17 protein-coding genes, 3 tRNA genes and 1 riboswitch are annotated in these 20,729 nt (G+C 64.1%); of the genes, 7 read left to right on the top strand and 13 right to left on the bottom strand.

The window, feature by feature from the left end:
* Positions 1 to 70: 70 nt before the first annotated feature.
* Together AB4Y35_RS16705 and AB4Y35_RS16700 are read left to right on the top strand one after the other, a co-directional pair.
* On the top strand, positions 71 to 2,437 hold the full coding sequence (locus AB4Y35_RS16705; RefSeq protein ID WP_368705131.1) for a bifunctional (p)ppGpp synthetase/guanosine-3',5'-bis(diphosphate) 3'-pyrophosphohydrolase: 2,367 nt from the start codon (positions 71 to 73) through the stop codon (positions 2,435 to 2,437).
* Between the two features lie 150 nt (positions 2,438 to 2,587).
* On the top strand, positions 2,588 to 3,070 hold the full coding sequence (locus AB4Y35_RS16700) for a phage protein NinX family protein (protein WP_368687753.1): 483 nt from the start codon (positions 2,588 to 2,590) through the stop codon (positions 3,068 to 3,070).
* An 89-nt stretch (positions 3,071 to 3,159) separates the two neighbouring features.
* Here the strand turns inward: AB4Y35_RS16700 and AB4Y35_RS16695 are convergent.
* Both AB4Y35_RS16695 and AB4Y35_RS16690 read right to left on the bottom strand, forming a co-directional pair.
* Positions 3,160 to 3,236, bottom strand: a tRNA-Arg gene (locus tag AB4Y35_RS16695).
* Positions 3,237 to 3,316: 80 nt separating this feature from the next.
* Positions 3,317 to 3,393, bottom strand: a tRNA-Arg gene (locus tag AB4Y35_RS16690).
* A 128-nt stretch (positions 3,394 to 3,521) separates the two neighbouring features.
* On the opposite strand from AB4Y35_RS16690, the gene greB reads away from it, so the two are divergent.
* On the top strand, positions 3,522 to 4,079 hold the full coding sequence (greB, locus tag AB4Y35_RS16685; RefSeq protein ID WP_342924117.1) for a transcription elongation factor GreB: 558 nt from the start codon (positions 3,522 to 3,524) through the stop codon (positions 4,077 to 4,079).
* Positions 4,080 to 4,168: 89 nt separating this feature from the next.
* Here greB and AB4Y35_RS16680 read toward each other — a convergent pair whose 3' ends face one another.
* Together AB4Y35_RS16680 and AB4Y35_RS16675 are read right to left on the bottom strand one after the other, a co-directional pair.
* Positions 4,169 to 5,320 carry a porin gene (locus AB4Y35_RS16680; protein ID WP_368705130.1) on the bottom strand — a complete coding sequence of 384 codons (1,152 nt, stop codon included), beginning with the start codon at positions 5,318 to 5,320 and terminating at the stop codon, positions 4,169 to 4,171.
* Between the two features lie 560 nt (positions 5,321 to 5,880).
* The gene (locus AB4Y35_RS16675; protein WP_081771740.1) at positions 5,881 to 6,081 is read right to left on the bottom strand and encodes a hypothetical protein; all 201 of its coding nucleotides are present in this window, start codon (positions 6,079 to 6,081) and stop codon (positions 5,881 to 5,883) included.
* 413 nt (positions 6,082 to 6,494) lie between these two features.
* Here AB4Y35_RS16675 and AB4Y35_RS16670 point away from each other — a divergent pair, with 413 nt between their 5' ends.
* A complete protein-coding gene (locus AB4Y35_RS16670) occupies positions 6,495 to 6,698 on the top strand; it encodes a cold-shock protein (RefSeq protein ID WP_028205165.1) in 204 nt (67 codons plus the stop codon).
* 279 nt (positions 6,699 to 6,977) lie between these two features.
* Positions 6,978 to 8,144: an exonuclease domain-containing protein gene (locus AB4Y35_RS16665; RefSeq protein ID WP_368705129.1), complete on the top strand. Its 1,167-nt coding sequence runs from the start codon at positions 6,978 to 6,980 to the stop codon at positions 8,142 to 8,144.
* Positions 8,145 to 8,150: 6 nt separating this feature from the next.
* Here AB4Y35_RS16665 and AB4Y35_RS16660 read toward each other — a convergent pair whose 3' ends face one another.
* The 3 genes from AB4Y35_RS16660 to AB4Y35_RS16650 all read right to left on the bottom strand — a co-directional run bounded on the left by AB4Y35_RS16660 (position 8,151) and on the right by AB4Y35_RS16650 (position 10,816).
* On the bottom strand, positions 8,151 to 8,741 hold the full coding sequence (locus tag AB4Y35_RS16660) for a chorismate mutase (protein ID WP_368705128.1): 591 nt from the start codon (positions 8,739 to 8,741) through the stop codon (positions 8,151 to 8,153).
* Positions 8,742 to 8,994: 253 nt separating this feature from the next.
* Positions 8,995 to 9,144 (bottom strand): hypothetical protein, encoded by a 150-nt coding sequence (locus AB4Y35_RS16655; protein ID WP_027795377.1) that lies wholly within the window; start codon positions 9,142 to 9,144, stop codon positions 8,995 to 8,997.
* 553 nt (positions 9,145 to 9,697) lie between these two features.
* Complete coding sequence (locus tag AB4Y35_RS16650) at positions 9,698 to 10,816, bottom strand: aldo/keto reductase (protein ID WP_368705127.1); 1,119 nt, start codon at positions 10,814 to 10,816, stop codon at positions 9,698 to 9,700.
* A 117-nt stretch (positions 10,817 to 10,933) separates the two neighbouring features.
* Between AB4Y35_RS16650 and AB4Y35_RS16645 the strand changes: the two genes are divergently transcribed.
* Positions 10,934 to 11,887, top strand: coding sequence for a LysR family transcriptional regulator (locus tag AB4Y35_RS16645; RefSeq protein WP_368705126.1), 954 nt, complete (start codon positions 10,934 to 10,936; stop codon positions 11,885 to 11,887).
* A 129-nt stretch (positions 11,888 to 12,016) separates the two neighbouring features.
* Here the strand turns inward: AB4Y35_RS16645 and AB4Y35_RS16640 are convergent.
* The 3 genes from AB4Y35_RS16640 to pepN all read right to left on the bottom strand — a co-directional run bounded on the left by AB4Y35_RS16640 (position 12,017) and on the right by pepN (position 16,130).
* Positions 12,017 to 12,092: transfer RNA gene (locus AB4Y35_RS16640), tRNA-Thr, on the bottom strand.
* Positions 12,093 to 12,158: 66 nt separating this feature from the next.
* Positions 12,159 to 13,175 carry a class 1 fructose-bisphosphatase gene (locus tag AB4Y35_RS16635; protein WP_368705125.1) on the bottom strand — a complete coding sequence of 339 codons (1,017 nt, stop codon included), beginning with the start codon at positions 13,173 to 13,175 and terminating at the stop codon, positions 12,159 to 12,161.
* A 264-nt stretch (positions 13,176 to 13,439) separates the two neighbouring features.
* Positions 13,440 to 16,130 (bottom strand): aminopeptidase N, encoded by a 2,691-nt coding sequence (pepN, locus tag AB4Y35_RS16630; protein WP_368705124.1) that lies wholly within the window; start codon positions 16,128 to 16,130, stop codon positions 13,440 to 13,442.
* 374 nt (positions 16,131 to 16,504) lie between these two features.
* Here pepN and AB4Y35_RS16625 point away from each other — a divergent pair, with 374 nt between their 5' ends.
* Positions 16,505 to 17,212, top strand: coding sequence for a DUF4136 domain-containing protein (locus AB4Y35_RS16625; RefSeq protein WP_368705123.1), 708 nt, complete (start codon positions 16,505 to 16,507; stop codon positions 17,210 to 17,212).
* A gap of 83 nt (positions 17,213 to 17,295) precedes the next feature.
* Here AB4Y35_RS16625 and AB4Y35_RS16620 read toward each other — a convergent pair whose 3' ends face one another.
* From AB4Y35_RS16620 to AB4Y35_RS16610, 3 genes are all read right to left on the bottom strand, one after another.
* Entirely contained in the window at positions 17,296 to 17,868 is a 573-nt protein-coding gene (locus tag AB4Y35_RS16620; RefSeq protein ID WP_368705122.1) for a TMEM165/GDT1 family protein, read from the bottom strand.
* Positions 17,869 to 17,922: 54 nt separating this feature from the next.
* Positions 17,923 to 18,116, bottom strand: a riboswitch (yybP-ykoY riboswitch).
* A gap of 36 nt (positions 18,117 to 18,152) precedes the next feature.
* Positions 18,153 to 19,460 carry a guanine deaminase gene (gene guaD / locus AB4Y35_RS16615; protein WP_368705121.1) on the bottom strand — a complete coding sequence of 436 codons (1,308 nt, stop codon included), beginning with the start codon at positions 19,458 to 19,460 and terminating at the stop codon, positions 18,153 to 18,155.
* Between the two features lie 193 nt (positions 19,461 to 19,653).
* The gene (locus AB4Y35_RS16610) at positions 19,654 to 20,715 is read right to left on the bottom strand and encodes an adenosine deaminase (RefSeq protein WP_368705120.1); all 1,062 of its coding nucleotides are present in this window, start codon (positions 20,713 to 20,715) and stop codon (positions 19,654 to 19,656) included.
* Positions 20,716 to 20,729: the final 14 nt, after the last annotated feature.

Raw genomic sequence — 20,729 nt, 5'->3', positions numbered from 1 at the left:
TCGATCGCCATGTAGTTCGTAGCGCCGCAGCCGCTTAACCGTCAACGCCAAACCTGATACGGAGGGGAACATGAGCATCACGCCCTCGCCGGCCACCGAGGTGGACCAGGAAGCCGAGACTGCGAGCCCTGCGCGCAATTACATCGACGCGGTCCTCGAACAGTCGTTTCGCCATCTGTTCGGTCCGACCGCGACGCCGGAGCAGCCCCGCAAGCACGGGGTCGTCTCCATCGCCAATCTGACCGCCGCGCTCTCCGGTTACCTCACTCCCGAGGAAATCAAGGAGGTCAAGGCGGCGTTCCACTTCAGCGATGAAGCCCACCTCGGGCAATATCGCCAGAGCGGCGAACCCTATATCACCCATCCCGTCGCCGTCGCGGAAATCTGCGCCGGCTGGAAGCTCGACGCGCAGTCCATCATGGCCGCGCTCCTGCACGACGTGATGGAAGACCAGGGCGTGACCAAGGCGGAACTCGCCGAGCGCTTCGGCGCGAAGGTCGCGGAACTGGTCGACGGCCTGTCGAAACTCGACAAAATGGAGTTTCGCAACCGCGAGGAAGCGCAGGCGGAGAACTTCCGCAAGATGCTCCTCGCGATGGCGCGCGACGTGCGCGTGATTCTGGTGAAGCTCGCCGACCGGCTGCACAACATGCGCACCCTCGGCGCCGTGCCGCCCGAAAAGCGCCGCCGCGTGGCGCGCGAGACCATCGACATCTACGCGCCCATCGCGCACCGTCTCGGCCTGAACAACACCTATCGCGAGTTGCAGGACCTGAGCTTCGCGAACTTCAATCCGAATCGCTACGCCACGCTCGAAAAGGCGGTGAAGGCCGCGCGCGGCAATCGCCGCGAAGTGGTGAGCAAGATTCTGGAAGCGGTGCAGCGCGCGATTGCCGACGCGAAGCTCGACGCCGAAGTCACCGGCCGCGAGAAGACCATCTTCAGCATCTACAAGAAGATGCGCGACAAGCAGTTGTCGTTCTCGCAGGTGCTCGACGTGTACGGTTTTCGCGTCGTGGTCGAGTCGGCGCTCGAGTGCTACACCTGTATCGGCGCGCTCCATGCGCTTTACAAGCCGGTGCCGGGCAAGTTCAAGGACTACATCGCCATTCCCAAGGTGAACGGCTATCAGTCCCTGCACACCACGCTCGTGGGTCCGTTCGGCGCGCCGATCGAGTTCCAGGTGCGCACGCGCAAGATGCACGAGATCGCCGAAGCCGGCGTGGCGGCGCACTGGCTCTACAAGAACGGCGGCGCGGATCTCAACGACGTGCAAAAGCGCGCGCACCAGTGGCTCAAGTCGCTGCTCGACATCCAGAGCGAGGTGGGCGACTCGAGCGAATTCCTCGAACACGTCAAGATCGACCTGTTCCCGGACGCCGTCTACGTCTTCACGCCGAAGTCGAAGATCATGGCGCTGCCGCGCGGCGCCACCGCGCTCGACTTCGCTTATTCGATCCACAGCGACCTCGGCAACCAGTGCGTGGCCGTGAAGATCAACAACGAGCTGCTGCCGCTGCGTACGGAGCTGAAGAGCGGCGACATCGTCGAGGTGATCACGGCGCCGTACTCCAAGCCAAATCCGGCGTGGCTCGGTTTCGTGCGCACCGGCAAGGCGCGCTCGGCGATCCGGCACTACCTGAAGACGATGCGTCTCACGGAGTCGGTGCAGCTGGGCGAGCGGCTCGTCGATCAGGCGCTCAAGGGCTACGGCTACCAGCTTGCGGAAGTCACGCCGGAAGTGTGGGAGAAGCTGGTCCTGTGGACCGGCAACAAGAACCGCCAGGAAATCTTTGCCGACATCGGTCTTGGCCGGCGCGTGGCGGCGGTCATGGCCAAGCGCATCGAAGTGCTGATGAGCGGCCAGGACGCCGACGACGCCGAGCATCACCATCCGCCGCGCGACCCGAATGCGCCGCCGGCGCCGCCTGTCGTCATCACGGGCACCGAGGGCATGTCGGTGCAGCTTTCGGCTTGCTGCCGCCCGATTCCCGGCGACGACATCATGGGCTACATCGGCATCGGCCTTGGCATGGCGATCCACACGACCGACTGCCGCGTGGCGCAGCGCATCCACCGGCGCGACCCGGGCCGCTGGATCGACGTGGCGTGGGCGCCGCAGCCGGGGCGTCTGTTCGACGTCGCCGTGAAGGTGCTGGTGAAGAACACCAAGGGCGTGTTCGCGCGCGTGGCGGCCGACATTACGTCGGCGGACGCCAACATCGTGCACATCGCGATGGACGACGATCTGGCACAGGAATCGAACATGTTGCGCTTCGTGATCCAGGTGAGCGATCGCGTGCACCTCGCGAACGTCATGCGCCGCGTGCGCACGAATCCGGACGTGATGCGCATCGCGCGCGAGCGTTCGAGCGACGACGGGCACCATCGCCACGACGGCGGCATGCGCATCGAGCGCGAGCGCGCGGATTATTGACGGCAACGCTGTTGCGTGGCACGGAGCGCTCCCATCGCGCGTCCCGCGCGGTAATCTATCGTTATCTCATCGGCCGCATCTTCGCGGCAGCCTGACCGCGCCTGCCGGTCACGTCGCCATCTTCCTTCGAACCGAAACGAGGGACCCGCAATGAACGTAGCTGAACTAACCGGCCTCGCACTCGACTACTGGGTGGCGCGCAGCCTTCCGGACTTCGTGCGCGAAATCTATTTCACCGACAGTGGCGAGACGGTCGCCGTGCGCGGCAACGACCGTGGGCGTCCGTGGGATGGCCGCTTCATGCCCACCGATTCGTGGGAGGCGGCCGGCGTGGTGCTCGACCGCACGAGGCGCGTCGAGCTGCGCGAAGGCGAGCCGGCTTCCTGCGTGGCCGAGTTCGAGGGGGAGGCGGGCGCAGTCCTGGAGGCCTACGGAGAAACCACGCGCGAGGCGCTGCTGCGGGCGTTCGTCGCGAGCCGCTTCGGTAAGACGGTAGGGGAGATGCTGCGGCAGCCCCAGGCGTTGCTGGGCATGGGCATGGAGCCTGTGGCGGAGCCCAGTGCGATCGGCGACGTGGAGGATCTGCCGCGCCCCGATGCCCAGATCGGCGACATCGGCACGCCGCCGCGCTAGGGTGCCGCTTCTCGCGCGACACCTGGAGCACCCAATTCTGCAGCCGAAAAGACAAAGGGCCTTTCCATTCGGAAAGGCCCTTTATTTGATGGCGCGGCTGGCAGGATTCGAACCCACGACCCCTTGGTTCGTAGCCAAGTACTCTATCCAACTGAGCTACAGCCGCACGCTAAAACGATACTACTTACAACACTATACTGCTTGAAACCCTTCCCGGATCAACAGACGGGAAACGCTTCGAATGAGTGGCGCGGCTGGCAGGATTCGAACCCACGACCCCTTGGTTCGTAGCCAAGTACTCTATCCAACTGAGCTACAGCCGCACGCAGAAAAGAGATTATAGCAGGGCTTCGAAAAAAGGGAAGGCCCTTTTCGTGATTTGTCTTGGGGCGAGGTTCGTGTACGCTGGTAGTCGTGAGTCAATCAGTACACGTAACGCAGTGATCCCATCATGAACAAGGCCTTTGTCAAAGAATCGACCGACGACGACGATCTCGAAGCCGGTCTCCCGGAGATTCCCGCCGGCACGAAGAACTACATCACGCCGGCCGGCTATGAGCGCATGCGCAGCGAACTGCTGCACCTGATAGACGAGGAGCGGCCCGAAGTGGTCAAGCTCGTCTCGTGGGCGGCCTCGAACGGCGACCGTTCCGAAAACGGCGACTACATCTACGGCAAGCGCCGACTGCGCGAAATCGACCGGCGCATCCGCTTCCTCACGAAGCGACTGGATCTGGCCGAGGTCGTGGACAGCAGCCGGCAGGAAAGCGTGGATCAGGTGTTCTTCGGCGCGACCGTCGAGTACGGTACCGAAGACGGCGAGGCGCATACGATCACGATCGTCGGCATCGACGAGGTCGATCTCGACCTCGGTCACGTGAGCTGGGTTTCACCCGTCGCGCGGGCGCTCCTGAAGGCGAAGATCGGCGATCAGGTCACGCTGCACACGCCGGCTGGGCCGGAGCCGATCGACGTGCTGGACGTGCGGTATCCGTCGCCGCACGCCTGAATGAACCCCTCGTCGCAGAAATAAAAAAAGGCACCCGAGGGTGCCTTTTTCAGCTGCAGTGCTGGCCGAGACGGCCAGCAGCGTGCTGCTTAGAAGCGGTGACGCATACCAACCGTCACAGCGATCTGGTCTTGACGGGTCGAAGCCGAACCCAGACCGTTCAGGTACGCGCCGATACCTTCCTGGTTCGACGACACGTGCTGCCAGTCGCCTTGCAGGTAGACATCGGTGCGCTTCGACAGTGCGTAGTCCGACTGCAGTGCGACCGTGTTGTAGTTCGGGTTCACGCCGCCGCCGAAGTTCGCACGGGTGTACGTGTACGCGCCAGCCAGGCTCAGGGCCGGGGTCAGAGCGTAACGGATGTTGCCTTCGAAGTTCTGGAAGCGTGCGCTGTTGCCGCCCAGCGAGATGCCATTCTTCGTACCCGACTGCGTCGGCGAGATGTTGATCGCGTTGCCCAGTTGCGTCTGCGTGTAGACGAAGCCTGCCGTTGCCGGGCCGAACGTGTAGTTCACGCCGCCGCCGAACGTGCTTTGACGGCCTGCGCCGAACGTGTAGTCGCCAGCTTGTGCGCCCGAGAACGAAGACGAGTTGAACTGCTGGTTGTTGATGTCGTTGTTTGCGTGCAGGTAAGCAGCTGCAACGTTCAGGCCGGCGTAGTTATACGACGCGCCGAAGCTGTACGCACGGTTGTTCGCAAACTCGGTGCTGTTCGAGAACGAGTACGTGCCGCCGAACTTGAAGCCAGCGTAGTTGACGCTCGAGTACTTGATCGTGTTGTTGAAACGGATCGAGTTGTTCAGATTGTCGTTGTCATACGGGTGGGCTGCGATCGTGCCGCCGTATTGCGTGCCGGTGTTCGACAGCGGTGCGAGGTAGTCGACCACGGAGTCGTACTGGCGACCGAGGGTGACCGCGCCGTACTGGTCGCTTGCCAGACCGACGAACGCTTGACGGCCGAACATGCGGCTCGACTGGCCAAGCGTACCGTTCTGGATGTTGAAGCCGTTTTCCAACGTGAAGATGGCCTTCAGACCGCCACCGAGGTCTTCAGCGCCGCGCAGGCCCCAACGGCTGCCGTTGACCGTGCCGCTCGATGCCTTCCAGAGGCTGTGGCCGCCGGAGTTGTTTGCGTAGGTGATGCCTGCGTCGATCAGGCCGTACAGCGTAACGCTGCTTTGCGCGTGTGCAGCCGTTGCAAAAACGCCCGTCAGGGCGGCGACCATGAGAGTCTTTTTCATCTTTGTAAACTCCGAGAACAGAGGTGGGTTTCGTTGAACCCCGTTTGGGAAACCGTCCATGCGAAGCGCAGCGAGAGGCAAGTTCGCGTGGTACGAATTAATCCGTCCGAGACAATCCGTCCGAGTCGGTTTCCAGACAGGCAGAGTGTAGAGAGGGTGCTCGAAGAGGGGGTATTCCGAAATCCGCAATAAAGTATTGCGCTATCGGAAATGATTATCTCGCTCGTCTTAAGCCCTGCTGGTAAAGGCTTTGAGCGGATTTCCGGGGGGGGAGGTGAAACTGTCAACCGCTCGAGCGTTGTGCAATCGCTACAACAATTGATTGCGAAAAACGCCTTAAAACGGTCTCAACTGATTATTGCGCCCAGCGTAACAGATGATTGTGCGCCGCATGCTTAATCGTCAGACGTGGGTGCGGCTATACTTCAATTGCTGCTTTCCGAAGCAGACTTTTTCGTTGACGAAAAAGATCTCCAAACCTTTGTCGGCGCGGCCTTTTCAGCCGCGCTTTTTTTTGCCTGTCATCTGGCCACGTGTGGGCCACGCGCGCGACGCGTACCTTATTGGGTACCCGCTTGCGGCGGCTCAGGCTGCAGGCTCCAGTCTTCCATTACGTAGTGCCTTGCGTCCATAGGGGAACACAGCAGGTTGTGCCAGTGGTCCCCGTGCCATGCGCCATAGGTTTCGGCTTCTTCAGCCGTGGGCGCAATCCCGTCCGTTTGTACGAGCCAGTGAATCCATCGCCGCAGAGCTGTCAGCATGATGACCTCCGATGCCGCTAACAATATGGATCATGAATTGAATGTATTACTCGAACAACCGGGAGAAACACTTACGTTTGACACGAATTGTTACACTTCGGGAAAACTTCCCGGTAGAAATGACGTGAGCGAGATAATCGGGTAAAAATGACGCAGAGCTATATATCGATTCGGTCGGCATATGATTTTTTTGCCGCTTTTTGATGCGTACCGCTTTTATTGCTGAATCGGGAATGCTGTTATAAAAAATTCGCTTGACTGGCGATTGACGTTCCCCGTATAACGGCAAAGCTGATTTTCGTTCTGCTGCAATTTCAAAACGTGGAATTCGCTGAAGCGGGACGGCGGGAATTGGCTGGATACGGCGTGAGGGTGAATACCCGCGTCATTAAAATCTCGAGGGAAACTGAAACATGGAAACCGGTATCGTCAAATGGTTCAATGATGCGAAGGGCTTTGGCTTCATCACGTCTGACGCCGGCGGCGACGATCTGTTCGCGCACTTCTCGGAAATCCGCGCCGACGGCTTCAAGTCGTTGAAGGAGAACCAGCGTGTGTCGTTCGACGTCAAGGTCGGCCCGAAGGGCAAGCAGGCCGCGAACATCCAGCCGCTGTAAGTACAGCGTGCGAGCGCTCGCTACGCGAACGCTCATGCGACACCAGGCCCCGGGCACACCCCGGGGCTTTTTTATTTTTGACATATTGATATTTAGTTAAATTTACTGGTCATGTTTTTACTCGCGGAATTAATCGGGAAAACCCTGGGAATCCGTGATTTGCCTGTTTCGGGTTTTCACTAAAAGCCAAAAGTCGCACTTATACTGCCGGAGCCGTCGGCGCGTGGCGTCCAAACGGTGCATACTTGGGCCGTTTTCCATTTCCCCTGTCGTTTTCCCATGTTTGAATCCTCCTTGAGCGCCGCACAGCCCGCCGGCGACCTTCCCATCGTCTTCGTGGACCTCGAGACGACCGGCGGTTCGGTAGGCGAGCACCGCATTACCGAAGTTGGCGTCGTGGAGGTGGCGCAAGGGCAGGTGACCCGATGGAGCACCCTCGTCGATCCCGGTCAGCCTATCCCGCCCTTTATCCAGCAGCTCACCGGTATTACCGACCGGATGGTGCGCGGCGCGCCGCGCTTCGCCGAGATCGCCGCGGAACTCCATGGGCGGCTCGCCGGCAAGCTCTTCGTCGCGCACAACGCGGCCTTCGACCGCGGCTTTCTGCGCGCGGAGTTCGAGCGTGCCGGTTATTCCTTCAACCCCGATGTGCTGTGCACCGTGCGCCTGTCACGAGCGCTTTTTCCGGGCGAGAAGCGCCACGGGCTCGACGCGCTGGTCGAGCGCCACGCGCTCGTGCCGTCGGATCGCCATCGCGCGCTCGCCGATGCCGATCTCCTCTGGCAGTTCTGGCAGCGCTTGCCCGCGCTGGTGCCCGGAGAAGCGCTGGCGTCGCAGATCGAGCGCACGACGCGCCGTCACGTATTGGCCGGCGACATTACCGACGAACTGATCGACACGGCGCCAGCGGGCCACGGCGTGTATGCGTTCTACGGAGAGAACGATGTGCCGCTCTACGTGGGGCGCAGCGTACGGGTGCGCCAGCGCGTGCGCGCACATCTTTCGGGTGAGCGGCGCTCGTCGCGCGAACAACGGATGGCGCAACAGGTCCGCCGCGTGGAGTGGCGCGCGACCGGCGGCGAGCTTGGCGCGCTGCTGGTCGAGGCGCAATGGATCGCCACGCTCAAGCCTTCGTTCAACCGCGTGCCGCGTGTGTCGAAGCGCGACCCCGCCGACCTTGGGGCGGCGCCCTGGCCATTCGGCGGCGCTGTGGTCGTGCTCGAGCAGGACTCGACGAATGGCGCCGACGTCTATCACCTGATCGATCGCTGGTGCTATATCGGCGCCTGTCCGAGCACGGCCGAGGCCGAAGCGCTGGTGGACAGCAGCGCCGAGCGCGTGTTCGAGCTTTCGACCTGGCGCATTCTGCAGACGCACTTCGAACGCGGTCTGCGTGTGCAGGTGCTGCAGCTCTCCGAGGCCGACGGCCTCACGAGCGCGGTATAGCAGCGCTTAGGCAGTTCCGCCGACGCCGCCCGATTCGCATACGTGCTCCAGCGCCTGATTCATCGCATTCGTGCGCGCGGAGTCGTAGCGCGTGAGCTCCTTCCAGTTCGCGACCGTTCTTGCGATGCGCGCCGGGCAATCCGTTGCGCCGCGCAGCGGTTGTACGCGTGCGAGCGCGCCGATCAATTGTCCGGTGAGTCTGTCGAGTTGCGGGCGCGTCGCCGTGGCGAGATCGGGTGCCGGGTCGCTGGGCGCCTGGGAGGCGCGCCACGTGTCGAATAGCGACTTCTGCATTTGCGTGCTGGCATCGATCTGATCGCGGAAGAACGCACGCGCAAACGCGGGATCGACGCCGGCTGCCGTGGCGCGCTTCTGCACGTCGGCGAGCAGGGCGTCTTCGCGGGGCGTGTCGGTGATCGGCTTGTGATGCTGCCATTTCCAGTGCGCGACCGGCTCGGCGAGCGCCAGCCGCTGCGAAACGAGCGCGACGAGGTTGGTCAGGGCGGTGTCGTCACCGTCGGCGTGGACGGATGCGATCGGCAGGGCGAAGAGCAGCGCAGCAGCGCAACGTGCGCTCGCGCGGGTCAGCAAAGTCATCGAGTGGAAGAAAGACGCCGGCAGGGAAAACCGCAGCATAGCCGGTTATGGTGCGCTTGCGTCTAACGGGTGCTGAGGTCGATTCGAGATGGCCGCATCGAGGCGCGCGATCGAGCGCGCCGAATGCCAACGGCTACGGCGCAAAACTGCGCGCGCAGCATGACACGCGCGTCCCCGAACTACGCGTGTCGATATGCACACGAACGTCTGCAGCGCGTGTGAGCCCGCGAGTGCGTACGTGTGCTCTTCCCCGTCACTTCTGTTCGTGTGCCTTGCGTTGCTCGTCGAGAAATGCCCGCACGTGAGCGGGCAATTCATCGCCGAGAAACTCGACGGCCACCGGTTCCGGATCCGGGCTGAAAACTTGGTCCGGGGTCGGAATCCTTGGCGGTTTGGCATCCATGATCTTTCTCCTATGTAAGCCGATTATCCGGCTCGGCACTTCTGCTGCGCTAGTCCCGCTTACCGTAACAGTGCTTTTCTCGCACGCGTGTTGCTTTCTTCGCACAGCGATACAAATGATTAACGGCGCGGGAATATAATTGTTGAGATGTCCTTCGCACTGCCGCATGCTGCGTGAATCGCGCACGCTCCACGTTTCTCCCAACTCTCCCGCGCAGCGTCTGCTGCAGTCGCACAACGCCTCGATCGCGCTTCCCCCGACTCTGGGCACCGCGCAGGCCGTACAGTCTTGCCGCGTTCGTATTGCGCGGCGCCGCACGCGCGGGCCGGTCCCTCCGGCTTCAGCGTGCGGACACCATTCGTCTACAACGGTCGATTATGCTTAGCCGTTGACGTCGAAACGTTAATAAGAATTAAAACTATGTAAGCGACCGTTTCTATCCGATTGGGCGATTAATACTTTGTTGCGCGTCATTTGGCCGCGATTTAATGACCGAACGTGCGTAAATAGCCGCGCATTCGGGCGCGGCGTATTGATCCACTCCGATAATTCGTTACGTTTGGCCCTCCGGCGGCGCCGGCACACGCTGCACGTGAGCATGGTTCGCGGGCGTCGCGCGCACGTCCACCTGGCCATGAATGCGTGACTGGTGGCCGTCCGCGAACATGTAGTACGGAAACGGGTGAGCGGGCTCGGAGGCCGCGTCGAGACGCGCGACCAGTTCGGGGGCGAGCGTGAAGTCGAGCGCGCCCAGCGACTCTTCGAGTTGCGCGGCCTTGGTTGCGCCCACGATGATGCTCGCCACGCCGCGCTTCTGATACAGCCAGTTCAACGCCACCTGGGCCATGGGCCGGTTGGCCTCGTACGCGACCCGCTCGAGCTCGGCGACGATCGCGAAGTTGCGCGCCGAGAGCTTGTCGAAGCCGGGCGGCGGCTTTGCCCCCATCGTCTGCAAGCGGCCCGCACCGCTCACGCCTTCGCTGGCCTGCGACGGCCGATACTTCCCCGACAGCACCCCCATGCCGAGCGGACTCCACGGCACGAGCCCCATGCCGAGTTGCGTCGCGAGATCGGCGAATTCGTGTTCCGCGTTGCGCTCGATCAGGGAGTATTCGAGCTGCATGGCCGCTACCGGCTCGAAGCCGCGCCAGTCGGCCAGAGTCTGTGCGCGGCCCGCGTACCAGGCGGGCACGTCGGAGAGGCCCACGTAGCGGATCTTGCCCGCGCGCACGGCGTCGTCCATGGCGCGCATCACTTCGTCGACGGGCGTCATGCGGTCCCACGTGTGCAGGTAATAGAGATCGATGTAGTCGGTCCCTAGGCGCTTGAGCGAGCCGTCGAGCGCGCGCAACAGGTTCTTGCGATGGTTGCCGCCGGCGTTCGGATTGCCCGCTTGCGCGTTGTACGAATACTTGGTGGCGATGACGAGCCGCTCGCGCAGACCGCGCGCCGCCGCGAAGCGCCCCACCCAGGTTTCGCTCGTGCCTTCTGTATAGAGGTCGGCGGTGTCGATGAAATTGCCGCCTGCATCGACATAGAGGTCGAAGAGTCGCTGTGCGGCGGCTTCGTCGGCGCCCCAGCCCCATTCGGTGCCGAACGTCATCGTGCCGAGGGCGATGGGGCTGACGCGCAGGCCCGAGCGGCCGAGCAGGGTGTAGCTAGCGAGTTTCATGGCGGTTTCCTCAAAGAGTGAATGGCGAACGCGAACTCATCTTGCGCTATTCCTTTTTGTGGAAAAATCGGGTTCATCTGAAAGCACTGTGAAGCCAGGCTTCACAATGGAGGCAAGATGGGCCCGGTTTCCACGCCACCGTTCGCGCCGCCCGCCACGTCGGGACTGGCGGGACGCCTGCCCGCACTGCTGGCGGTGGCGGCTGTCGCGCGCCATGGCAGCTTCACGCGTGCGGCGTCCGCCGCGGGATTCTCGACTTCGGCGTTATCGCAAACCGTGCGTGCACTCGAAGCGCAGCTCGGCGTGAGGCTCTTCAATCGTACGACGCGCCGGGTTGCGCTGACCGAGGCGGGCGCGCAGTTGCTCGCGCGCGTCCAGCCCGCGCTTTCACAGATCGAGGCGGCCTTCGATGCGCTCGACGCCACGCGCGACGCCCCGGCCGGCACGCTGCGCATCAACCTGCCGCGCGTGGCGAGCGAGTTGCTCGTCATGCCGCACCTCGCGGAATTCATGGCGCGCTATCCGCAGATCAAGCTCGAACTCGTGCTCGACGACGGTTTCGCCGATCTGGTCGGCGACGGCTTCGATGCCGGGATCCGCCTGGGGGAATCGGTTGCGCCGGGCATGGTGGCGGTGCCGATCGGCGGGCCGATTCGCATCGTCGTGGTGGGCTCGCCGGCATACTTCGAGCGTCGCGCTCGGCCCGTCACCCCAGACGACCTCGCCGCGCATGATTGCCTGCACTATCGCTTCGCGACGGGCGGCGTCTACCGCTGGGAGTTCGCGCAGCCGGACGATCCTGGGCGCGTGTTCGATGTGGTCACCGAGGGCCGCTTCGTGACCAACGATCTGCGTACGATGGTGCGCGCCGCCGAGCAGGGCGTGGGTCTGCTGCACGTGATCGAAGATTACGTGCGTGCGCAGCTGGAGGAAGGCCGGCTCGTGCCGGTGCTCGAGCCGTGGGGTGCATCGTTTCCGGGGTTCTATTTGTATACGGCCGGGCGTGCGCAGTTGCCGCCCAAGCTGCGTGCGTTCATCGACTTTCTGCGCGAGAAGCGTGAGGGCGCCTAAGCTCACGTAGCGCGAGGTGGGGCGATGGGATCAGGTGATCGAAGGGGTAGGCACAGCGCACGGAGTGCCGTGCGCCGACGCCACAAAGCAAAAAGCCCAGTCCGAAGACTGGGCTTTTTGCTTGAATCCTGGTGCCGGAAAGAGGAATCGAACCCCCGACCTTCGCATTACGAATGCGCTGCTCTACCGTCTGAGCTATTCCGGCGTGCATCAGAGAAGAAAGATTATAGGAAATTCCCACGAACTATGCAAGCCCTTCCCCCATCTTTTTTCATTTTTTAGCTTCGTGGTGGTAGCGCGTGACGCGCTCGACCTCGTTCTTCGAACCGAGGAACACGGCGACGCGCTCATGCAGGCTCTTCGGCTGGATGTCGAGAATGCGCTCTTCGCCGTTGGTCGCCATGCCGCCCGCCTGTTCGACGATGAACGACATCGGGTTCGCTTCGTACATCAGGCGCAGCTTGCCGGGCTTCGACGGGTCGCGCTTGTCGGCCGGGTACATGAAGATGCCGCCGCGGTTCAGAATGCGGTGCACATCCGCGACCATCGAGGCAATCCAGCGCATGTTGAAGTTCTCGCCGCGCGCGCCGTCCTTGCCGGCGTTCAGCTCGCCGATGTACTTCTGCACCGGCTCGTACCAGTGGCGTGCGTTCGACGCATTGATCGCGTATTCGCGCGTCTCTTCCGGAATGCGCATGTTGTTTTGCGTGAGCACCCACGAGCCCAGTTCGCGATCGAGCGTGAAGCAGTTCACGCCGTGGCCGGTCGTGAGCACGAGCACCGTTTGCGGGCCGTACACGGCGTAGCCCGCGGCGACCTGCTTCGTGCCGGGCTGCAGGAACGATTCCTCGGTCGCTTGCTGGCCGTCCGGGCAGCGCAGCACCGAGAAGATCGTGCCGATCGACACGTTCACGTCGATGTTCGACGAGCCGTCGAGCGGATCGAACACGAGCAGGTATTCGCCCTTCGGATAGTTGGCCGGGATCGGGAAGAACGTTTCCATTTCCTCCGAGGCCATCGCGGCGAGGTTGCCGCCCCATTCGTTGGCGTCGAGCAGGATCTCGTTCGAGAGGATGTCGAGGTTCTTCTGCACTTCGCCCTGGACGTTCTCGCTGCCGGCCGTGCCGAGGGCGTCACCGAGCGCGCCCTTGCTGACGTTGAAGCTGATCGCCTTGCACGCGCGCGCGACGACTTCGATCAGGAGACGCAGGTCGGCGGGCAGGTTGCTGTGCTGGCGCTGCTGCTCGATCAGGTACTTGGTGAGGGTGGTGCGACGTTGCAAAGCCATTGCAGTACTCCGGATACGCTTAGGGATGTCGCAATTCTACCCGCTCGACTGTGACCGCCCGCCGCACAGCCGCGCAAAATAAAGCGCGGGGCGCGGCCGGGCTTGCTGGCGCGGCTTTGGACGGGGTGCCGGGTCGCGTCGCACCGCCAAAATAATCGTGAAAAAAATGCGCAAAAAAACCGGCGCGCAGGCCGGTTCATGGGTCGCCGCGCGGCGCTGCTCAGGCGCCGCGCGTGGTGTGCCGCTTCGTCCGGTTTCGTCTGATCAAGCCAGCGCTTTTTCGACGATCTCGCGTACGTCGCGCGATTTGGCCTCAGCGGCGACGCGCTCGAGCGCCGTGCGCATCGCGTCACGCAGCGCGGGCGTGAAGCGGCGCCACAGTTCGAGATTGCGGGCGAGGCGCGCCGCGACCTGCGGATTGAGCGCGTCGAGCGCGATCACCTGGTCGGCCCAGAACGCGTAGCCCGAGCCGTCGGCGGCATGGAACTGCGCGGGGTTCGCTGCGCAGAAGCTGAAGATCAGCGAGCGTGCGCGGTTCGGATTCTTGATGTTGAACGCCGGGTGGCCCATCAGCGCGCGCACCGTCTCGATGGTCGGGCGTTGCGCCGTGCCCCGTTGCGTGGCTTGCAGCGCGAACCACTTGTCGATCACGAGGGGTTCCTTCTCGAAGCGCACGTAGAAGTCTTCGAGCGCGCGGCGCGCGACGTCGCCGCCCGTGGCCGCCTGCACGTTCAACAGCGCCGAGAGCGCCGCCGAACGGTCGGTCATGTTGTTCGCGGCGTCGTATTGCGCCGTGGCGAGCCGCACCGCTTGCGCGGAATCGTCGAGCTCCGAGAGATACGAGAGCGCGAGGTTCTTCAAGCCACGGTGCCCAGCCGCCTCGGGCGTCGGCTCGTACGCGCCCGGCGTGACATTGCGCTCATAGGCGGCGAACCATTCGCCTTGCAGCGCCGTTGCCAGTTGCTTGCGCACGAACTGGCGCGCGGCATGCACGGCGGCCGGATCGGATTCGGTCATCTGCTCGGCGAGATACGTTTCCGAGGGCAGCATGAGCGCCAGCTCGCGGAACGACGGCGAGAGCGATTCGTCGGTCAGCACGCGGCGGAACGCATCGACGAGCGCGTCGTTGATTTCGAGCGGCTGGCCCGCGGCGGCGCGTCCGGCGAGCGCGAGCAGTTCGCGCGTGGCGAGGCGCTGGCCCGCTTCCCAGCGATTGAACGCATCGCTGTCGTGCGCGAGCAGGAACGCGAGTTCGTCGTTGCCGTAGTCGTAGTCGACGATGACCGGCGCCGAGAAGTTGCGCAGCAGCGAGGGCAGGGGCTTGGCCATCACGTCGGCGAACGTGAAGGTCTGCTGCGTGTCGGTCAGCTCCAGCACGCGCGTCGTGCCGTGCGCGGCGGCTTCGCCTTCGAGGCGCAGCGGCAGGTCCGCGCCGTCCGCGCCGATCAGGCCGATCGCAAACGGAATGTGCAGCGGGCCCTTCTGCGTTTCGCGTGCGGCGGGCGAGCCGTTGGCGTAGCCCTGCGTGAGCGTCACGCTGTAGCAGCGCGTGCCTTCGTCGTAGCTCGTGCTCACGCTCACGCGCGGCGTGCCCGCCTGGCTATACCAGCGTTCGAATTGCGCGAGGTCGCGGCCATTGGCGTCGGCCATCGCGGCGCGGAAGTCGTTGCAGGTCACGGCCTGGCCGTCGTGGCGCTGGAAGTACAGGTCCATGCCCTTGCGGAAGCCGTCGCGTCCGAGCAGCGTTTGATACATCCGCACGACTTCCGCGCCTTTTTCGTAGACGGTCATCGTGTAGAAGTTGTTGATCTCGACGTAGCTCTCGGGGCGCACCGGATGTGCCATCGGGCCTGCGTCTTCGGCGAACTGCATCTGGCGCAGCACGCGCACGTCTTCGATGCGTTTGGTCGCGCGCGCCGCCTCGTTCTCGTCGCCGCCCGACATCGCCGCCGAGAACTCCTGGTCGCGGAACACCGTGAGACCTTCCTTCAGGCTCAGCTGGAACCAGTCGCGGCAGGTCACGCGGTTGCCGGTCCAGTTGTGGAAGTACTCGTGGCCGACCACGGCCTCGATGTTGGCGAAGTCGACATCGGTGGCCGTTTCCGGATTCGCGAGCACGTACTTCGTATTGAAGATGTTGAGCCCCTTGTTCTCCATCGCGCCCATGTTGAAGTCGCTCACGGCGACGATCATGAAGCGGTCGAGATCGAGTTCGAGGCCAAAGCGCCGTTCGTCCCAGTGGATCGAGTGGATGAGCGAGTCCATCGCGTGGCGCGTCTTGTCGAGATCGTGCGGCTCGACCCAGACCTGCAGCAGCTTTTCCTTGCCCGAACCGCTCTCGATGCGCTCTTCCAGCGCCACGAGCTTGCCCGCCACGAGCGCGAACAGATAGCTCGGCTTGCGGAACGGGTCTTCCCATTTCGCATAGTGACGGCCATCGGGCAGCTCGCCTTCGGCGATCAGGTTGCCGTTCGAGAGCAGCACCGGGTACGCGGTCTTGTCGGCGCGCAGCGTGACCGTGTAGGTCGCCATCACGTCGGGCCGGTCGAGGAACCAGGTGATGCGGCGAAACCCTTCGGCCTCGCACTGCGTGAAGAAGTTGCCGCTCGACACGTACAGGCCCGAGAGCGTGGTGTTGTCGGCGGGCGCGCACGCGCCGGTGAGCGTGAGCTCGAAGGCCTCGGGCACGTTCTCGATCGTGAGCCCGTGTTCGTGCGCGCGGACATTCGCGTAAGGCTTGCCGTCGATCGCCGCGCCGATGAATTCGAGCTGCTCGCCCATGAGTTCGAGATGCGCGGTGGGTTGCGCGTCGGGATTGCGACGCACGCGCAACGTGCTCTTGACGATCGTGCGCTCGGGCACGAGGTCGAATTCGAGGTCGACGGTATCGATCAGAAACGCGGGCGGCGCGTAGTCTTCGCGGCGGATCACGGTGGGCGTGGCGGTATCGGACATGGTCTGGATAGGGGCGTGTCGGATCGGGGATCGATCGGTGTGGATCGCTCGGTGTGGATCGAATGGGCCGGCCGCGGCGGCGTGTGCGCCCGCCGGGCGCTGCCTGCCGTCGCGGGAGCGCGGCGGATCGCCCCATTGTACAAAGGCTCGGGCCGCTTTGTCCGTCGGGGCCCGGTCGCCGAACTTTCGCGCCGCGCCGCGAGTCAGTATGATCAGGCCCTGCCGCGCGGCTGGCTGAACGCAAAACAGGACACGACCGGCGTGGAATGCGCACGGATCGGACACGGAATAAGCGCGGCGCAAAGATCGTATCGGAGAGAGCGGCCCCCACGACTGCACTTTTCCAACTGAAGCAACCCTGCTACGAGAAGACCATGATGCACGACAGATGGACCCGCCGCGCCCTCCTGATGCTGGCGGCGCTCGCCCTCACGCTCTCCGGCTGCACGACTTACGTGACGAGCCAGGTGACCGCCTTCTCCGCATGGGACGGCGGCAGCGACGCCACGCGCACCTTCGCGTTCAAACGCAGCCCCGAGCAGAACCAGAGCATCGAGCAGAGCACCTACGAGCAGTTCGTCGCCAACGGGCTCGCCATGCACGCATTCCGCCTCGTGGCCGAGCCGCAGGCGCGCTATCTCGTGGGCCTCGCCTACGGCAGCCGCACCGACACGGTGACGGTCGCGCAGCCCGTGTTCTACAACCCCTGGCCGGGCCCGTACTGGGGGCCGTGGAACCCGTGGGGCGCATGGGGACCGTATCAGCCCGCCTACGTGAACCAGAGCTATCCCGTGTATTCGCATGCGCTCGGCATTCGCATCACGGAAAAGGCGAGCGGCAAGGAGGTCTATAACGTGCAGGCGCGCACCTCGGGCGACGATCCCTCGCTCGTGCGCGTGATGCCTTTTCTCGTGCAGAGCGCGCTGGGGAATTTCCCGCTGGCCAACGGCACGGTCACGGAGGTCAAGATCCCGGTCGGCAAGAATGGCGGTGCGCCGAACGAGACCGCTGCGGCTCCGGCGTCTCCGGCGGCTGCGGGGCAGGGCGGTGCGGCTGCGCCAGGGAGCGCGGCGGCGAAATAGGCACGCATCGCCGTGCCCGCCCACCAGGCGACGCGTCGGAACTTCTGTCCGGCGCGTTTTTTTATGCCATGCGCGACGGCCCGTCAGAACCCCACCCCCAGAATCGCGAGCACGCCGAGTACGACGAACAGCACCGCCGCAACGGCATGCACGAGTTTCGTCGGCAGCTTGTGGGCGAAGCGGTCGCCGAGCAGGATCGCGGGCACGTTGGCGATCATCATGCCGAGCGTCGTGCCCGCCACCACGCCGAAGAAGTCATGAAAGCGCGCGGCGAGCGCCACGGTCGCGATCTGCGTTTTGTCGCCCATTTCCGCGAGAAAGAAGGTCACCACCGTGGCGCCGAACACGCCGAGCTGCGAGCGGTTCACGTTCGCCTCGCCTTCTTCGAGCTTGTCCGGTACGAGGATCCAGAGCCCCATGGCGACGAACGAGGCGGCGAGCGCCCAGCGCATGACGCCAGGCGTCACGAACGCGCCGAGCCACGTGCCGAGCGCGCCCGCGCCCGAGTGATTGACGAGCGTCGCGACGAGCACGCCGAGGATGATCGGCAGCGGTCTGCGGTAGCGCGCCGCGAGCACGAGCGAGAGCAACTGCGTCTTGTCGCCGATTTCGGCGAGCGCGACTGCGCCGGCCGAGACCAGGAAGGCTTGGTTCACGTTCTGATGGATCCTCGGGCCGTGTGTCTGCGAGCGACGACCCACGAACCGCCGGGCCCTGTTGCGGCGGACATGGGTCATCGGTCTCGCCAGGCCCGGGACAAAGGCCGCGTCCGCCATGGCCGTACAGGCCAGGTCTGTTGACGGACGCCCCCGCGAATTCGCGCGCGGCAAGCCCCGGATCCGAAGACCGGCGCTGCGGCGCGATGCGAGGCGGCTACTCCCCAATGAAGCGCGGATCATAGTATCGCGCTTTTTCCTGCAACCCGCGCTGGGCGGGGCTTTCAGCGGCGCGTGCCGGCGCGGCTGTGCACGCGCTTGCCTGCCGCGTAGGTCTCGAACACGGCGCGGTCGTCGCCGAGCAGGGCGAGCGCGAACAGCAATTCTTCCAACGATTCGGCGCGTGCCGAGCGCCGCGCGAGCAGCGGCGTGGCCTGCGCGTCGAGCACGACGAAGTCCGCTTCGCTGCCGGGCGCGAGTGTGCCGATCTTGTCGGCGAGATCGAGCGCCTGCGCCGCGCCCGCTGTCGCCAGCCAGAACATGCGCGTGGCCGTGAGGTGGTGGCCGCCCATGCGCGCGACCTTGTGCGCCTCGTTCATGGTTTGCAGCATGGAGAACGAGGTGCCGCCGCCCACGTCGGTCGCGAGTGTCACGGGCATCGACGATGCGCCGGCCTTGTCGAAGTCGAACAGGCCGCTGCCGAGGAACAGGTTCGAGGTCGGGCAGTGCGCCGCGACCGTGCCCGTATCTGCCATGCGGCGGCGGTCTTCATCGTCGAGCCAGATGCAGTGGCCGTACACGGCCCGCTTGCGCAGGAGTCCGTAGTGATCGTACACGTCGAGGTAGCTGCGATGGCCCGGGAACAGTTCCTTGACCCACTTCACCTCGTCCGGGTTCTCGGCCACGTGGCTCTGGATGAAGATGTCGCCATGCGCCTTCGCGAGCGCACCGCACGCTTCGAGCTGCGCCTCGGTCGAAGTGGGCGCGAAGCGCGGCGTGAGCGCGTACATCTGGCGCCCGCGGTTGTGCCAGCGCTCGATCAGCTCGGCGCTGTCGTCGTAGCCCGTTTGCGGCGTGTCGCGCAGGAACTCGGGGCAATGGCGATCCATCAGCACCTTGCCCGCGACCATGCGCAGGTTCTTCGCTTCGCTCGCGGTAAAGAGCGCGTCGGCGGACTGCTTGTGCACGGTGCAGTACACGAGCGCCGTGGTCGTGCCGCAGGCGAGCAGCTCGTCGACGAAAAAGCGCGCCGTGTCCTGCGCCACCGCTTCGTTTTCGAAGCCGCGCTCGGTCGGGAACGTGTACGTGTTCAGCCACGGCAGCAGACCCGGCGCGGGCGAGGCGATCATGTCAGTCTGCGGATAGTGGATGTGCGTGTCGATGAAGCCTGGCACGATCAGCTTGTCGCGCAGATTGTGGACCGTCGCGTTTTCATCGACGCGCGACTTGAGCGCGGACCACGCGCCCGAGGCGACCACGTGGCCGTCTTCGACGATCACGACGCCGTCTTCGTCAAAGACAGCGGCGTCGGACGATTGCGCAGGGTCGCCCGTGAACGTCAACAGTTTTGCGCGGTAAGCCGATTGAGTCATGTGAACTTCGTCTCCGATAAATTCAGGTAATCGTCCAATGCATGCCCCGCATCACGCATGCCGCTCCTGAAATTGCGGCGCGCAAGGGCCCACGGTCCGGCGCTCGCGCGCTGGACCGGATTCGTGTGACAGCCCGGGCTGGGGCTTGCTGTGCGGACGAGTCCGCGTTTTAGTTAGCGCCTGGGTGCACGCCCTAAGCCGTTGCGCGGCACCAGTTCGCGTCGAGCTTCGCGATCAGCGCGGCGCGCTCTTCGGGCGTCACGAACGAAGCCTCGAAGCCGTTGCGCAGGATCGTGTACACCTCGTCGTCGTCGAGTTTGAGCGCTTCGATGATGGCGCGGTAGTTCTCGTTGACGTAGCCGCCGAAGTAGGCGGGGTCGTCGGAATTGACGGTCACCGCGACGCCCTTGTCGAGCAGGGCCTTGAGCGTGTGCTGCGTCATGTCGTCGAACACGCACAGCTTGGTGTTCGAGAGCGGGCACACCGTGAGCGCCACGCGCGTGTCGGCCAGACGCGTGACGAGCGCCGCGTCTTCGATGCTGCGCACGCCGTGATCGACGCGGTCGACCTTGAGCAGATCGAGCGCTTCATAGATGTAGGAGGGCGGGCCTTCCTCGCCGGCGTGCGCGACGAGCTTCAACCCCATCGCCCGCGCCTGCTCGAACACGCGCTCGAATTTCGAAGGCGGATGGCCGCGCTCGGACGAGTCGAGGCCCACGCCGATCAGGCGCGCATAGCGCGCGAACAGCGGGCGCGCGGATTCAAAGGTGGCGAGCGCATCGGCTTCGCTCAGATGGCGCAGGAAGCACAGGATCAGCTTGCTCGTGAGGCCGCGCTTTTCGGCGTCGGCAAGCGCGCGGTCGATGCCGGCGACCACGGTTTCGATCGGCACGCCGCGTTCGGTATGCGTCTGCGGATCGAAGAAAATTTCGGTGTGCACGACGTTGTCGGCGAGCGCGCGCTCGCAGTACGCCATCGTCATGTCGTAGAAGTCCTGCTCCGAGAGCAGCACGCTCGCGCCCGCGTAGTAGATGTCGAGGAACGACTGCAGGTCGGTAAACGCGTAGGCGGCGCGCAGCGCGTCGATCGAGTCGTAGGCGAGCTTGACATTGTTGCGCTGGGCGAGCGCGAAGATCAGCTCGGGTTCGAGCGAGCCTTCGATATGGATGTGCAGCTCGGCCTTCGGCGCATTGGCGGCCTTGTCGACGAGCGCCTTTGCGTTGGCGGCGGTATTGGCGGTGGTCGTGATCGTCATGTTCGGTTCGATTC

This window comes from Paraburkholderia sp. EG286A (assembly GCF_040965375.1).
Classification (GTDB): Bacteria; Pseudomonadota; Gammaproteobacteria; order Burkholderiales; family Burkholderiaceae; genus Paraburkholderia.
This window is presented reverse-complemented; position numbering and strand designations above follow the sequence as displayed.